Raw genomic sequence first — 15,518 nt, forward strand, 5'->3', positions numbered from 1 at the left:
CGCGACGAAAAATACTATTCGCGACAGCAACAACGAAACCCATTCAAGAAAAGTAAGAAACGCATCCAGCATGAATCAGGAACAGAAAACTTAGTAGTTTTGAATGTAGTCAGAGAGAGTATTGAGCACGGCACGGGATCGCTTGGGATAACCGTGGCTGGATACAGCAACCGTTAGCTCGGGAGTAGATGCATCAGAGTTATCGACTTCACTGAGCAAAGTATTCAAACGCTCAGAAGCCTGAATGTTCTCATGTGCCATCATCCAGAATCCGCTATGTTCGGGCACTCCCCCAACCAGGCAGAGCTTAGCGTATTTGGCGCTGGCGAGTGCGACCTTTTCATTAACGCTTTCGGTGGCGTGGGCGAGGATCAGGGCGAATCCGCGCACATCGGTGGAGTCAAAGCTGCGACCGAGGTAGCGGATTCGGTGGGCGCCTTCGGGGTGTGCCTCAATATCTTCGAGTAGGAGCTTACCCATGGCTTTGCCTAGTTTTGGTGCAACGACGGTTAGTTGCGCACCGTTTTCCCAGAGGATGCGCGCTCGGCGTGCGGCGACTTTTCCGGCACCGACGATGAGCACGGGCAGGTGGTTGGTATTGACCATGATGGGCAGCATATCTCTCCTCCGTTGTTCTACTTCGGCCGAGGTGCGGGCACGAGGTGATGGGTTTTTAGTGTTTGGGATGATTCATGCCGGGGCGGTGAGCGATGGGCTTATCCGACCCCGGCATGGTGGGTTGCGGTGTGTTTAGACCTGCAGATAGACGGATCCGTCTCGGATTTCCAAGGGGTAGACGGGCAGGGTGTAGTCTGCGCCGGAGACGTTTTCTCCGGTATCTAGTCGGTAGACCTCTTTGTATAGGGGCGAGGCGATGGTTGCGGTGCCGTCTTTTTCGCCGACAATGCCGCGTGCCATGACCAGGGCGCCGCTATTGGGGTCTTTGTGGTCATAGGCGAAGGTGCCGTGTTTGGTTTTGACGATGGCGTATTGGTGCCCGTTGACGAGTGCGACTTCTCCCCAGTTGAGTTCGAGTTCGCTGTCGGGACAGATGAGGGTCCATTCTGCCATGGCTTTTCCTTTCGCTGTGGCGGTGCGTGCTTGGCGCTCGCTGTGTGTTGGTGACCGGGTGTCTTTGAGAGCCACTCGGTCAGTATTTACATATTCATACATTAGTGAATACTTATTCAAAAGTTCACACATTCCCTATTTCCTTATTCTACACAGAAAAACCAACATGGAGAAATGTTAAAACCAGTCCCCCATAAGGTAATTTATACCTTTTAGGATATGCTTACCATAGTTCAAAAGCCCTTGTCTTTTGCGGGAGCTAAACTCTCCCCTTAGGGTCATAAACACCTTGAAAATCCGCATGATTACGCGGGTTAAGGTCAGAAAATTTTTATTTCAAACACCCAAAAAACGCACTTTTTTCACCGTTCAACCCTATACAATAAAACCGTATGCATAGCGTGAGACCAAAAGCCACACATTCCCACATACACTCCGTGGTAAAAGGTCAAAAACACACTAAGCCCGCCACGGTCACACACCATAGGAAGGTATAAAAATGAGTGCAACTCCCACCGCACGCAATATTCTGGTTCTCGGCGCAGGTCCGGCCGCATGGCGATTTGTTCGCGCCTATGCAGATGCAGCACCCGGTACCATTCACGAAAACGACCGCATCACCGTTATTAATAATGAAAAGCACGTACCCTACGACCGCGTCGCCATTGAAAAGATCTTCGTTGACCCTACTAAAGATCTAACCCTGGGCGACCCGGCGCTGTGGGACAACCCCAATATCAACCTGGTTAGCGGCGTAAACGCAACCGCCGTGAACCGCAAGGCACGCACCGTCACCGCAGATAATGGCGAAATATACCCCTATGACGAGCTGGTCTTCGCCACCGGTTCCCGTGCGGTGCGCATCCCCATCCCCAACTCCCAGGTTGCTCACGTTTTCCGCACCATTGACGATGTACAGCGCATGGTATCCGAGGTGGCACGTCTCAAGGAGCAGCTCGGTCGCGCACCTCGCGCCATTGTGGTCGGTGGCGGTCTGCTGGGTCTGGAAGCCGCCGAGGGCATGAAGGAACTGGGCGCAGACCCCACTATTTTAGACGTTGCTCCCTGGCTACTCTCGGTTGAGGTGGACCAGGGCGGTGGTTACGCCGTCAACGCCCAGATTGAGGCCACCGGCATTGGCATTAGGACCGGCGCGTTCATTAACTCCATTAACCTGGAACAGGGCGAGGTTGTCTCGGTTTCCGTGGCAAATTCCACCAGCGACGAGGCCGATATTGAGAATATCCCCGCCGATATCGTAATCTTCGGTGCGGGTATCCGCCCCAATGATGAGCTGGCACGCACCTGCGGTCTGGAAACCGGCGAGCGCGGCGGCATTGTGGTCAACGATGCCTGCCACAGCGCCGATGAGCATATTTGGGCTATTGGTGAGGTTGCCTGCGTGCTGGGTCGCACCTGGGGTCTGGTTGCTCCCGCCAACGCTATGGCAGATGCCGTCGCATCCAACCTGATCAACGATAATGAAGAAGCTCAGGTTGAAGAGTTCGATATTGCCACCAAACTGAAGTTCTCCGGCGTGCAGGTGGGTGGCTTCGGTGACCGTCGTGGCACCACCCCCGGCTGCCTTGAGGTGCTTTTTGCCGACCCGGCGCGCGGTATGTACCAGAAGATTGTGGTCTCCTCGGACGCTAAGACCCTACTCGGTGGCGTGTTCGTGGGCGATACCGCACCCTTTGACGCCCTCAAGCCCCTGCTGGGCCGCGAACTGCCCGCTGAGCCCCAGGTTTATCTGACCGCTGCCGGTGGTGGCGATGGTATTCCCGATACCGAACTGCCCGATGATGCAATCCTGTGTTCCTGCAATAACATTAGCTTCGGCACCGTGCGCCAGGCTGTGGTAGACGGCAACCACGATGTGCCCGCGCTGAAGGCATGCACCACCGCCGGCACCCAGTGCGGCTCCTGCGTGCCCATGCTGCAGAAGACCCTCGAGCAGCAGATGAAGAAGATGGGCATGACCGTCTCCAAGGCATTGTGCGAGCACTTTGATTTCTCTCGTGCCGAGCTTGCCGAGGCTGTGCGTGTGACCAATTTGAACGACTTCTTCGCTGTGCTGGCTCGCTTCGGTCGCGGCGAGGACGGCTGCGCTATTTGTAAGCCGACCGTCGCATCCATTCTTTCCTCTTTCCGTAATTCTTACCCGCTGGATTCCGGTCGCGGCTCCCTGCAGGAGACCAATGACCGCAACCTGGCAAATATGCAGAAGGATGGCAGCTACTCGGTTATTCCGCGTGTGCCCGGCGGCGAAATCACCCCGCAGAAACTTGCGGTGATCGCTCAGGTTGCCGAAGATTTCAACCTGTACACCAAGATCACCGGCGCGCAGCGTATCGGCATGTACGGTGCTCGCCTGGAGCAGCTGCCCTATATTTGGGAGCGCCTGGTGGATGCAGGCTTCGAGTCCGGTCAGGCATACGGTAAGTCCCTGCGTAATGTGAAGTCCTGCATTGGTTCGGCGTGGTGCCGTTACGGTGTGCAGGATTCGGTGCAGATGGCTATTGACCTGGAGCTGCGCTACCGCGGCCTGCGCTCCCCGCACAAGTTCAAGTTCGGTGTTTCCGGTTGTAACCGCGAGTGCGCTGAGGCTCAGGGCAAGGACGTCGGTCTGATTGCAACCACCAACGGCTGGAATGTGTACGTGGGCGGTAATGGCGGTTCGAACCCGGCTCACGGTCGCCTGCTGGTCAAGGATGCAAGCGCCGAGGACACCATCCGCTATATTGACCGCTACCTGATGTACTATATCCGCACCGCTGATAAGCTGCAGCGCACCGCCCGCTGGGTTGAGGATTTGGACGAGCAATACGGTGACGGTCTGGCTCACCTGCAGGAGGTGCTCATTGAGGATTCCTTGGGTGTGTGCGCCGATCTGGAGCGTGATATGCAGTACCATATCGCCACCTATGAGGATGAGTGGGCTGCAACCCTGAAGGATGAGCGTCGTCTGCGCCGCTTCCGTGCCTTTGTGAACGAACCCGCCGGTAGCGATGAGGCAGCGCGTATGTACGTGCTTGATCGTGAGCAGATTCGCCCGGCAACCGAGGCTGAAATTAGCGAGGTTGAGGCTGGTCGTTCCGATTCTAAGGTTCTGCTGACCGGTGTGAAGATCCCGGTGGGTTCCATTGATACCGCTCGTCACGCTGCTGCCCCCGCGGCTGTTCCCGTGACCGATCCGGTCTCGGTGGGTCACGCTGTGGGTGCCGAGTACGCGCCCAGCGAGGAAGAGCTGCGCGAAGCCGGTGTGGATGTATCCGCACGAGCAACGGCGGGTGTCTAATGTCCCCGGTTCGTCCTCCCCTGCCCCCGCTGCCGCCTCTATCGCCTCGCGCCTTCGCTTCTTTTGATGAGGCGCACGGCGGTGCGATTGCTGCCGCTTCTGCCGGGTTGAGTACGGTACAGGCTGCCTCTTCCGTATCTTCTGCAGATGGGCTGACTCACGCGCCCGATACCGGTAGTGACCGTATTGGTTCCTATGTTTTCCCCGGTATTGGCGTGATTGAGCCTGCCCCCGAGGGCACTAAGCCCGGCACGGTGTACCTGGTTGGTGGCGGCCCGGGTTCGGTGGAGCTGCTGACTCTCAAAGCCGTTCAGTGCCTCTCGAGTGCCGATGTGGTGCTGCTGGATCATTTGGCGCCTCAGGATATTGCGTCCTTTGCGCCGAATACTCAGATTATTGAGGTGGGTAAGAACCCGGGTAAGCATGTGGTTCCCCAATCCCATATTCAGCAACTGATTCTGGCGCTGGCTCTTTCCGGCAAGACCGTGGTGCGTCTGAAGGGCGGTGACCCTTTTGTCTTCGGCCGCGGTGCCGAGGAGTTGGATGCGTGCACGGCTGCCGGTATTGAATGCCATGTGGTTCCGGGTGTTTCCAGTGCTATTGCGGTTCCTGCTGCAGCGTCGATCCCGGTGACCATGCGCAAGGTATCCCATATGTTCACGGTGCTCTCGGGCCATAGCGCTCTGAATGATGCTGACCTGGATGCTCTTGCCGCTACTCTGCGTGCCGGCGGTACCGGTGTGCTGCTGATGGGTGTGCGCACCCTGGGTTCCACGGTGGCGGGTCTTTTGGCTCGTGGCCTGGATGATTACACTCCCATGGCGACCATTGAGCGCGGCTATAGCGAGGATCAGCGCGTGACCGTCACTGTCCTGGGCGCCGCTGAGCGTGATTGCGCGCAGGTGCAGGCGCCCGCCATTACGGTCTTTGGCGAGGTGGTGCGTTATGCGCGCGATGATCAGCAGCGCCTGCTGGCTGAGGTTTCTGATTATGTCAAGGATCACTCATGATTAATGTTGTTGCAGTTGCCCACGGTACCGACGCTCCCGAGGGTCGCGAGGCGATTAACCTGCTGCGTGAGAGCCTGAGCACCACGCTCAATAGTTTTGGTGCGCGTAGCAACCAGCTATTCCACGTTTTTGAGGCTTATGTGGATGTTCAGGAACCTAAGCTTGAGGGTGTTCTGGCGTCTCTGCCGAAGTCTGAGCTGTGCGTAGTGGTTCCTCTGTTGCTTTCTGCCGGTTACCACACTCAGGTGGATTGCGAGCGCGCAGCATCTGCTAGCGGTATTGAAGATGTGCGTATCGCTCAGGCGCTGGGTCCCGATCGCCGTCTGGCTCATCTGCAGCGTAAGCGACTGGAGGAGGCTGGCTGGACTGTTTCCGATACAGTGGTTCATGCTTCCGCCGGTTCTTCCCGCGCTGAGGGTAAGGAACAGATGGATGCTGCTGCGGCTCTGCTGGCTGCTGAGCTGAGCACTGTGGATCAGAGCATTACCGCTCAGGGTGTTTCTACCCCGGATGCTCCCGAGTCTTCGACCCGTGTGGTGAGCTCTTTTGTGGCAGCGCAGTCCCCCAGCGTGTCTGAGGCTGTGGCTGCTACCGGTGCTGATTGGGTGAGCTCGTACCTGCTGATTGATGGTTTCTTCCAGTCTCAGCTGCTCTCTCAGGCTCGTGAGGCGAATGCAGATGTGCGTTGCGCTTCGGCTCTGCTGAACATTTCTGATCGTACCGCGGTGCATACCATTGCATCCTGCGCTTTTGATCGAGTTCTGGCTGTTCTCTCATCTGCTCCTGAGTGAGAGCTTCGGGAGAGAAAAGGCGTTCGCGCACGACCCGATGAATTTCGCTAGGGCGAAATCCCTCGGCTAATAGCGCTCAACCTTTTCTCTCCCGTTTTGCTTTAGTGTGAGAACATGAGAAATACACAAAGAAACCCGGTTACTTTCGTAACCGGGTTTCCTAAGCTGTGGAGATAAGGGGACTCGAACCCCTGACCCCCTGCATGCCATGCAGGTGCGCTACCAGCTGCGCCATATCCCCATATGCAGTTTATTGCCGTACAAGCCGTGCAACATGTATTAGTGTATAGCATCTGAACCACGCATGCAAATCCATTGGACACTAGCCACCGAAATATTACAAACACTCCCCCGCAGAATCTGCAGAAGTATCAAGAAAACCGCCCGGCACCCACGAGAGTATCACCTCACGGGCCACCGGGCGGCATCCTTCAAAGCCTCTACGACTTAGTCTTCAGCGGGAATAATACGCGCTGCTTCTTCCTCAGTCTCACCCTCAATATCAAAGGGAGCTTCGGATTCAACATTCAGCTCAATACGCGGAGCCTGAGACCACAGACGATCCAGGGCGTAGAACTCGCGCTCTTCCTCGTGCTGAACGTGCACGACAATATCGCCGAAGTCCAGCAGGATCCAACGGCCGGAGGCGCGACCCTCACGGCGGATAGGCTTCAGATCAGCCTGCTCGCGCAGTGCATCTTCAATTTCATCAGCGACTGCGTTTACCAGGCGCTCATTGTGTGCCGAGACGACCATAAAGCCGTCAATCAGGCCCATTGCGTCCACAGCGTCAACTGCGAACATATTGGTACCCTGCTTCTCTTCAGCCGCGCGGGCTGCAATGCGCAAGGCATCAATGGAGGACTGTGCAGCGGGCATGCTTTTTCCTTTCGTGCCTTACGGCGGTTACCTCAAGCCCCAGATAGCAATCAGGGCTAGAACAATAATAGCGAGAATCCAAATAATCCAGTACTTCTTCTTGGATCCTTCATCCGAATCTTCTTCAATAACGGCGGAGGGAGAGCCGGGCAGGCGCTTCTTAGACTCCGCAGAATTCTTCGTGTCCACTTCCTTGGAGCTCTTCTTCCCAGATTCGCTCTCAGATTTTGAAGTATCGGAATCTTCCTCGGGCTTTTCAGATTCAGCCGCCTTTTCCTGAGCGGAGCGCTCAATTTCTTCCTTGGTCAGTGCCGCGAAAGAGGTGGTTGCCGGGTGAATCTCGCTCTTTTCGGCAGTATTCTCGGAGTCCTGAGCGTTCTCCGTATCCTGCGAAGATTCTTCAACGCGCTCTTCCAGGCGGCGGGTGCGCTCTTCCAGGCGTTCAATCAGCTTATCAGCAGTGGACAGACCAACGTCGGTTCGTTCGATACCGGCGGAAGACTTCAACTCCTGGGCAGCCTTCTCCGAGGCGGTCAGCTCACGCTCAGCCTCTTCCGCTTCTTCAGCAGAAACCAGGCCGGAGGCAATCTCCTCTTCACGCACCTGAGCGGCAAAAGCCAGGAATTCATCATGATTTGCCGGGGTATCCGAGAGCTTGAAAGAGTCGTCAGCTTCTTCAAAGTCTAGACCCTGGGATGCCTTGGCGTCCACGGGGGTGGGCAGCAGCATATCGGTGGTGAAGACCTCGGTGGGCGAATCGTCCTCAGTGTCGGTCTTGGGTTCATCGCGTACCAGGTACTCGTGAACCTTCTTGGATTCCTCGGACTCTTCCTTCTTGGCTGCCACCACGGGAATGGAGGAGGTAAAGGTCAGGTTATCGGCGCTAGTCATGGAGGCACGCTCAGCGCGCGCCTTCTGAGCCTTCTGCTTAATAATGGCGATGGAGCTGGTCAGCGGGCTGGGCTCGTTGAGCTTCTCTTCATCGTTCACGCGGGTGTCAATGCTGCCCTGGGTTGCAAGGGCCGCGAATCGACGCTGCACCGAGAGCACGCGCGGGTCAATACCGTGATCTTCGGGGTTAGTTACGCCCATGAACTCGACAGGTTCAGCGTTTTTACCCTCGGCAATGGCGCGCAGGTAGGCTGCGGCCTCTTCGCGGTAGCGCGCCAGGCGACGCGGACCCATGGGTTGGGTGGGCGGCGGAACTTCCAGGCCGTCCTCGGTGGTGTAGGGCTCGTAGAGGTATGCTTCGGCCTCGTCGTAGCTTTTAGCTTCGCTCATACTTTTCCTTCTATCTGGTTGGGTGAATTATCGGTTGATGGTTTGTGGCATAAAGACTAATAGGTTCCGGAACTGTCCTTCTTGGGCAGACCGTGGTCATAGTGGTGTTCCGGGTCAGAGGCGGGCGAGTACAGGCCGTATTTGCTAATGTACTGCACCACACCATCGGGCACCAGGTACCAAATGGGTGCCGAAGCGGCGGAGCGCTGACGAATATCCGTGGAGGAAATTGCCATAGCCGGAATCTCCAGGGTGGTAATACGAGCCGCCGCATCATCGGGCAGGGAGAGCTCGTGACCGGGGCGAGAAACCGCCACAAAATGCGCCAAATCCCAGAGTTTATGCGCATTCTTCCAGGTCATAATCTGGCTAATAGCATCCGCACCGGTAATAAAGAATAGGTCGGCGTCCGGGCGTTGCCGGCGCAGATCGTTCAGGGTGTCGTAGGTGTAGGTGGCGCCGTCACGGTCCACATCTACGCGGCTAACGGTAAAGCGCGGGTTCGAGGCGGTAGCGATCACGGTCATCAGGTAGCGGTGCTCGGCATCGCTTACCTGGCGCTCGCCCACCTTCTGCCAGGGCTGGCCGGTGGGTACGAACACCACTTCGTCCAGGTCAAAGACGGCGGCAACTTCACTTGCTGCCACCAGGTGACCGTGGTGGATCGGGTCGAAGGTACCACCCATAACACCCAGTCGAATACGACCGGGTGTGCGCGGAGCCAAAACGCTCATATCCACGGTTTCGGGAAGAGGTGCCGTCATCACTATCCTTTGGAATAAAGATACTATCCTTTCTATGCTACCGGATAAGCAGCCTAAACCCTGAACTTTAGCCCCTTTAAGCCCTCCGCGTCACACTCTCTACCTTTCCTTACCGCCTCGCGAATAGTATTTTTCATCGCGAGGGAAGACACCCCTCGCGATGAAAAATACTATTCGCGACGCGAGAGAGCAGGACACCAAGGGAAGTAAATCACAGTCGCACAACCCGTATTCAGCCTCTGTTCAACACCCAAAAATCGGTAAAATTGAATGATTTATGCTTCTCACAAGCACAAACCCACAGAAAGAAACATACGTGACAAATACTCCCGAAACCAAGGAGCAGTTCACCGGTAACCTGCGCGGTAGCATTATTACCCGCAAAGCGCCGGTAACCACAGCTCCCATTTACAAGGGTGACCTGAAGGCTAAGGGCGAACGCCGCCACTCCATCGCGCCCCTCTACTGGCGCAGCGCCCTCGACATGGCATTCTTTATCCTGGCGGGCGTCACCTCCCTGGTGTTGACCATCCTCATGCTGGTCAACACCGTCGGGCACGCCTGGTGGGGTATCCCCACCGCCCTCATCTTCTGGGCGTTCACCGCCTACCTGACCCTGCCGCGATTCCACGCCGTGATGACCCGCATCTACGTGCCCGACTACTTCATCGGCCGCACCCGCACCGCCGACGGCCTGCTCGGCGACCCCGTCAACATGGCGCTTATCGGCACCGAAGAGCAGATTCACGAAGCGATGCTCGCCGCCGGCTGGACCCGCGCGGATGATGTGACCCTCGCATCCTCTTGGAAGATCGTGGTCTCCACCATCACCCGCAAATCCTACGCGGAAGCACCCGTCTCCCCGCTGAAAATCTTCGGCAAAATCCAGAACTTCGCCTACCAGAAAGAAGTAGACGGCAACCCCGAAAAGCGCCACCATGTGCGCTTCTGGAAAACCCCCAGCGGCTGGCAGCTGCCCGGCGGCGAGCGCGTAGACTGGCTGGGCGCCGGCACCTACGACTCCGGTGTGGGCTTTAGCTTCTTCACCCTGCAGGTCACCCACCGAATCGACGCGGAAACCGACTACGAACGCGACTACATTGTTGACGAAATCCAGTACGCTTTCCCCGAAACCGAAGTGGATGTGCTCGAAAGCTTCTCCACCAGCTACCATGCACGCAATGGTGGCGGCGACGCAATCATCACCGATGGCAACCTGCCCGTTATCTCCCTGCGCAATAAGGGTATTCAGAAGAAGCAGGCTCCCTCCTCAATCAACCTGAGCAGCGTGCACGATATTGCCAGCCGCCTGCCCATGAACGTGCTTATCGGTGCGGTGCTGCTGACCATCACCGCTGTCTCCGAGGTGATGAGCATCGCCGGTCTGCTGCTCAACCTGGACACCCTACGCTCCCAGATTGCTAGCGAACCCGGTGTGGACGAACAGACCATGGAGATGATGAAGAGCGAAGGCGGCGAGTTCATTCTCAGCGCGCTCAGCTGGGTGCTGCTGGCCGCTGTTATTGTGCTGGTTCTCTTCCAGATGTGGCTGCTGGTGCGCCTGCTGCGCGGCTCCTCCGTGGCGCGTATGCTCACCCTGACCGTGCTCAGTGTTGGCGTGATTTCGCAGATGGTCTCGGTTATTTTTGCCGGCCAGTACCTGCCGTTGAGCGTTCTCTTCTTCCAGCTGGGCATTTCGGTGTTCGCAATGCTGGCGTTCACCACCGATGCCGCGGTGGCGTACACCCGCTCCAACACTCTGCTGAAGAAGCGTGAGAAGGCGAAGAAGAAGGCTCAGACTGCCGCTTAAACCCTAATGTTTTGAGCGTTTCTAGCCAGAGCTCCTAGTACAGTAAAAGGCTGTGCCCCTCGTAATATACGAGGGGCACAGCCTTTTAAACTGTACTCAGCTAGTGCCAGATACTACTTCTGATCCTCACCGTGGAAAATCGGGCCCACGGTACGGGTGCGCTTAAGCTCAAAGAAGCCGGGGTAATGTGCCAGAGTCACGGCGGCGTCAAAGAGCTTACCCGCCTCTTCACCGGCGGGGCTCGGCGAAATCACCGGACCGAAGAAACCAACACCGTTGAAAGCAATAATGGGCACGCCCACATCATTGCCCACCAGCTCCTGAGCGGCAGCAATGGAGGTTGCCAGACCGGGTGCGGACTCATCGTTCAGGGCACGCTCGAGCAGCTCGGCGGGCAGACCCGCAGAAGCCAGCGCCTGCTCAATAGCCGGCAGGTACTTATCGCCCGGGGAGGTATTCTCGCGATGGTGAATCTCATTACCCAGCACATCGTAGAAGTGCTTGAGCTGCTCGGGGTACTGCTCAGCAACAGCCTGAGCTACACGCGCCGGACCCCAGGTGTTGTCCATGAACTTGCGGTAGGAAGGCTCCAGCTCGCGGCCCTCATTAATGGTTGCCAGGGAGAAAACATGCCAGCGAACCTCAATATCGCGCACCTTCTCAACCTCGCCAATCCAGCGGGAGGTAATCCAGCACCAGGGGCAGATCGGGTCGAACCAGAAATCAACAACATTACTCACGGGGAGCATTCCTTTCACTCTGTGTGGATAAAACCGTGTAGAGGCACCTAAGCGATCTTGCGGTGCTTGGGCTTGGGCGCCGGAGCCTGCAGCACATAGGTCGGCTCGGCACCTTTAAGCACACAATCGGCGGTAATCACAATGGCGGTGACATCCTCACGATCGGGCAGCTCAAACATGACCGGCTGCAGCAGGTGCTCCATCATCGAGCGCAGACCGCGAGCGCCCACCTTGCGTTCCACCGCGCGGGCAGCGATTGCTTCCAGAGCGGCATCTTCAAAGAGCAGCTCCACACCATCCAACGCCAGCAGATGCTTATACTGCTTGACCAGGGCATTCTTAGGCTCGGTGAGGATGCGGCGCAGCTCGTCCACGCCCAGCTCATGCAGCACGGTAATCACCGGCAGGCGACCAATCAGCTCGGGAATAATGCCGTAGTGGGTTAGATCCTCGGGCATGAGCTCATCCAGGGCGTCTTCGGAGACACGCGCATCAATATCGGCACCAAAACCAATGGCAGCCGACGAGGTGCGGGAGGCAACGCGCGCCTGCAGGCCGTCAAAGGCACCGCCAACAATAAAGAGAATTTCGGAGGTGTCAATCTCCAGATTGCTTGCGGTCGGGTGCTTGCGACCGCCCTCGGGGGGTACGGTCGCCACGGTGCCCTCAATGATTTTCAGCAGCGCCTGCTGCACACCCTCACCGGAAACATCGCGGGTAATGGAGACATTTTCGCCGTTTTTACGGGCAATTTTATCGATTTCGTCAATGTAGATAATGCCTCGCTGGGCGCGGGCAATATCCCCGTCAGCAGCATTAATCAGGCGCAGCAGAATATTTTCCACATCATCGCCCACATAGCCCGCCTCGGTCAGGCTCGTGGCATCTACCAGGGCGAAGGGCACATCCAGCTTCTTTGCCAGGGTCTGCGCCAAATAGGTCTTACCGCTACCGGTGGGGCCAACCACCAGAATATTGGACTTGCCCAGCTCCACCGGCTCACCGGCGGTTGCCATGAGGGTGCGTGAAGAGAGCACCGGGTTATCCAGCTCGTGAATACGCTTGTAGTGGTTGTAGACAGCCACCGCCAGGGCACGCTTAGCGCCCTCCTGGCCAATCACGTACTCCTGCAGGTACTCATAGATTTCGCTGGGGGTTGCCAGGCGGTGCTCGCGGGCAATACGGCGCGCGGGCTGATCAGCAAGCAGCTCTTCGGCAATAATATCGCTGCACAGGGCGATACATTCATTGCAGATATACACCTGCGGACCCATCACAATTTTCTGCACCTGAGAGCGTTTCTTGGTACAGAAGGAGCAGCGGATATCTAAAGCGCTCACGGTTTCCACGCGATGATCCTTTCGTGAGTGGGCACTCGATCGAGGTGTTTTCTCGAGCCTACTACAAGGCTACCCTAAATAGTTGCCCGCGTCAGGTTTTGACTTCGCTTTGAGCTGTAAAAGGCGCTCTATGACCCGCCGTGACCACGTATGACTTTTCATGACAGATTATGACAGCTCTATCAGCTCACCGGATTCAATAGCCGCCACCGCCTGACGCAAACGGTCGGCAAAACCCGGGCGCACATAGTCCTCAAAATCAGCAGGATCCACCCAGGCGTACTCCAGCAGCTCCTCAGCCTGCAGGGTAATGGGAGTATCGGAGGCAATAACGCCCGCATCGTACATATAGTAGGTGGAATCGCCCCAGATACCCAGCGCCAGACCGTGGAAAATAACGACCAGGCGGCCGAGCTCAAGCTCCAAACCCAGCTCCTCCACCAGCTCACGGGTACAGGCGGGCTTGGGTGCCTCGCCAGCCTCCACGGTGCCGCCGGGTAGAATCCAGCCGTCCTTATAATTGGGCTTGACCAGCAGCAGAGCACCGCGCTCATTGCGCACCAGGGCGCCCGCCGCCAGGCGACGGGTCGGCAGGGTGGCAATAAAGGCTTTGAGGTCTTCCTCGCTCAAATAGCTATCGCGCATAATACTCTCTCTTAGTCATTGCGCTTAAAGAAGCGCTGGGCAATACTGCGGGCGGTGCGCACGGTGCGCTGAGCCACCTGGGAGGCGGTCTCCACGGCGTTTTCGGCCCGCTCGCGTACGCTGGGCTCCTGGGCGGGTTCGGGCGCGGACTTCTGTTCCTCGCTCGGCTCCGGCTCGGGGCTCATATAGTTACCGGCACGCAGTTCATCAATCAGGGTGCGCTTGGGAGAAATCACCTCGGGCCTCGACTCAGCGGCGGGAACGGTCGAATCGGCGGGGCTGCGCTTCCCAGTGTTCTCGGACGGAGCCTGAGATTCAGCGCCCGAGCTTGCCGGCTCGACAGACTCGGAACTCTCGCTATCGGAATCCAGCACATCACCAATGAGCGAGGCGCGCAATTGCTGATCCAGTACGCTCTCATTCACACCGGAATCCAGCGTATGCTCCAGCGCATCATCCAGAGCCTGCAGGGAGTGCGGATGCACCTCGGGCTCTTCCTCGCCCCCACTAGGCTCAGAAGCACCCGTAGAATCACTATCAGCCTGCAGCTCATGCAGCGCCTGAATCGCCTGGGACACACGACCCAAATCCGCAGGCTGAGTGCCGGGCTCCTCGTCCTCCTCATAGTGCAGGGGCTCGGGCTGCAGGTGGGTCAGCTCAAAATCAATACCCTCGGGGTTGGAAATGGCGTGCATCCACTCCTCCAGGGTGACCACTCGGTCATTGGCAACCAGGCGGTAGCTATTCTCCAGCACGCTACCGGGGGTGCTCACAGCGCCCATAAGATCCGCCGATTCCAGGGGAATACCGGTGCCGTCCACCTCGGGCTCGGGTGCCTCGGACTCACCGAAAACACGCGCGGTGCTAATGGTGCCAATATCAAAACCATCCACCGGCACGCTCGCCAGCTCAGAGGGCAGATTCAGCAGCTGCAGCACCGACTCCAGGCCCAGAGGCGCGCTCACATCGCGAGCGTAACCGGTCAGTCGGCGCATATCCACGCTGGAGACACCAAAGAGAGCCGCCAGAGCCTGCACACTGCTCTCATTGGCGGCAGCGGCCTCATCCCCCACCGCAATACCCGGCAGGGAGTACAGCAAATCGCTAAAGGTCTGCCCCAGAGCAATACGCTCCTCCGGGGAGAAGACACGGGTCAGCTGCTTGGGCACGGTGGACCAGCGCATCTCCAGCACCTCAAGCTCGGGGCTGGGAGCGGCCATAAAATCAGCCATGCGCACATACTCGCGGGTCAGCAGCGGGCGCGGATAATCCAGCACCACCAGATGCTGCTGGTGGGCATTACCTTCAGCAATAATGGTGGTCTCGCCCAGAGCCGCAGCAATCTGCAGCAGATGCTCCGGGGCGCCGGATATCAGGGTCCACTCCCCCGCAGGTGCTAGGGTCACCGGCAGAGGCATACGGCTCAAAAGCAGACCGGTCACCTCATTAATATGCACGGCAACCAGGGCGGCGCTATCACCATCGGCGGTAAACTCCACCTCGAGCACATCCTCGGGAATCTGCACCCACACGGTGGGCTCTTCCTCCAGGGCGGCACCTGTGACCGGCAGGGAGTCCACCAACCACTCCACGTACTCTTCCAGATCGCGGCCCAGGCTCATGGTACCGTGAGCAACATTGACCAGGTTCACATAACCCTGCTGGTCCATGGCGCAGAGCAGGTAAATCTCAATGCCATTATCCCCGCGCTCATAGGCAATAACCTCCGGGCGGGCAGCGGTGAGCTCCTTGAGGTGGCGAATAATATCCTCGTGGGTGGTGCCTCGCGCCAGAATGCGGCGGCGGGTCAGTTCCTCTTCGGCCTCGGCGTCAATGACCGCGTCAAAATCATCGCTTTCAGTGCCGGACTCAGCGCTCTCTGCGGGGCT

12 protein-coding genes, 1 tRNA gene and 1 pseudogene are annotated in these 15,518 nt (G+C 57.7%); 4 read left to right on the top strand and 10 right to left on the bottom strand.

Translation table 11 applies throughout. From position 1 onward, the window contains the following. Positions 1–90: 90 nt before the first annotated feature. Together Q4P78_RS08265 and nirD are read right to left on the bottom strand one after the other, a co-directional pair. Positions 91–618, bottom strand: a complete 528-nt coding sequence (locus Q4P78_RS08265) for a bifunctional precorrin-2 dehydrogenase/sirohydrochlorin ferrochelatase (RefSeq protein WP_303339908.1) — start codon at positions 616–618, stop codon at positions 91–93. 132 nt (positions 619–750) lie between these two features. Next, positions 751–1,071, bottom strand: a complete 321-nt coding sequence (gene nirD, locus Q4P78_RS08270; RefSeq protein ID WP_303339909.1) for a nitrite reductase small subunit NirD — start codon at positions 1,069–1,071, stop codon at positions 751–753. 499 nt (positions 1,072–1,570) lie between these two features. Here nirD and nirB point away from each other — a divergent pair, with 499 nt between their 5' ends. From nirB to Q4P78_RS08285, 3 genes are read left to right on the top strand one after another with little or no spacing between them, the layout of a single operon-like run. After that, positions 1,571–4,369 carry a nitrite reductase large subunit NirB gene (gene nirB / locus Q4P78_RS08275; RefSeq protein WP_303339910.1) on the top strand — a complete coding sequence of 933 codons (2,799 nt, stop codon included), beginning with the start codon at positions 1,571–1,573 and terminating at the stop codon, positions 4,367–4,369. Further along, positions 4,369–5,379, top strand: coding sequence for a uroporphyrinogen-III C-methyltransferase (gene cobA, locus Q4P78_RS08280; protein WP_303339911.1), 1,011 nt, complete (start codon positions 4,369–4,371; stop codon positions 5,377–5,379). Before nirB ends, cobA begins: the two co-directional genes overlap by 1 nt. Continuing rightward, on the top strand, positions 5,376–6,170 hold the full coding sequence (locus tag Q4P78_RS08285) for a sirohydrochlorin chelatase (protein WP_303339912.1): 795 nt from the start codon (positions 5,376–5,378) through the stop codon (positions 6,168–6,170). The genes cobA and Q4P78_RS08285 overlap by 4 nt, the downstream gene beginning before the upstream one ends. A 168-nt stretch (positions 6,171–6,338) precedes the next feature. Here the strand turns inward: Q4P78_RS08285 and Q4P78_RS08290 are convergent. The 4 genes from Q4P78_RS08290 to nadD form a co-directional block, all read right to left on the bottom strand. Then, positions 6,339–6,411: transfer RNA gene (locus Q4P78_RS08290), tRNA-Ala, on the bottom strand. Between the two features lie 206 nt (positions 6,412–6,617). Next, positions 6,618–7,049, bottom strand: a complete 432-nt coding sequence (gene rsfS / locus Q4P78_RS08295; protein WP_303339913.1) for a ribosome silencing factor — start codon at positions 7,047–7,049, stop codon at positions 6,618–6,620. Between the two features lie 27 nt (positions 7,050–7,076). Beyond that, a complete protein-coding gene (locus Q4P78_RS08300; RefSeq protein ID WP_303339914.1) occupies positions 7,077–8,330 on the bottom strand; it encodes a hypothetical protein in 1,254 nt (417 codons plus the stop codon). Between the two features lie 56 nt (positions 8,331–8,386). Further along, a complete protein-coding gene (gene nadD / locus Q4P78_RS08305) occupies positions 8,387–9,094 on the bottom strand; it encodes a nicotinate-nucleotide adenylyltransferase (protein WP_303339915.1) in 708 nt (235 codons plus the stop codon). 316 nt (positions 9,095–9,410) lie between these two features. Between nadD and Q4P78_RS08310 the strand changes: the two genes are divergently transcribed. Further along, positions 9,411–10,904 (top strand): LssY C-terminal domain-containing protein, encoded by a 1,494-nt coding sequence (locus Q4P78_RS08310; RefSeq protein WP_368660901.1) that lies wholly within the window; start codon positions 9,411–9,413, stop codon positions 10,902–10,904. A gap of 113 nt (positions 10,905–11,017) precedes the next feature. Here Q4P78_RS08310 and Q4P78_RS08315 read toward each other — a convergent pair whose 3' ends face one another. The 4 genes and pseudogenes from Q4P78_RS08315 to Q4P78_RS08330 form a co-directional block, all read right to left on the bottom strand. Beyond that, a complete protein-coding gene (locus tag Q4P78_RS08315) occupies positions 11,018–11,653 on the bottom strand; it encodes a DsbA family protein (RefSeq protein WP_303339916.1) in 636 nt (211 codons plus the stop codon). Between the two features lie 38 nt (positions 11,654–11,691). After that, the gene (clpX, locus tag Q4P78_RS08320; protein ID WP_303339917.1) at positions 11,692–12,993 is read right to left on the bottom strand and encodes an ATP-dependent Clp protease ATP-binding subunit ClpX; all 1,302 of its coding nucleotides are present in this window, start codon (positions 12,991–12,993) and stop codon (positions 11,692–11,694) included. A gap of 159 nt (positions 12,994–13,152) precedes the next feature. Continuing rightward, a complete protein-coding gene (locus Q4P78_RS08325) occupies positions 13,153–13,629 on the bottom strand; it encodes an NUDIX domain-containing protein (RefSeq protein ID WP_303339918.1) in 477 nt (158 codons plus the stop codon). A gap of 11 nt (positions 13,630–13,640) precedes the next feature. Further along, positions 13,641–15,518 (bottom strand): annotated as a pseudogene (locus Q4P78_RS08330) (hypothetical protein); the annotation flags it as partial.

Source organism: Rothia sp. (in: high G+C Gram-positive bacteria) (assembly GCF_030540545.1).
GTDB lineage: Bacteria > Actinomycetota > Actinomycetes > Actinomycetales > Micrococcaceae > Rothia.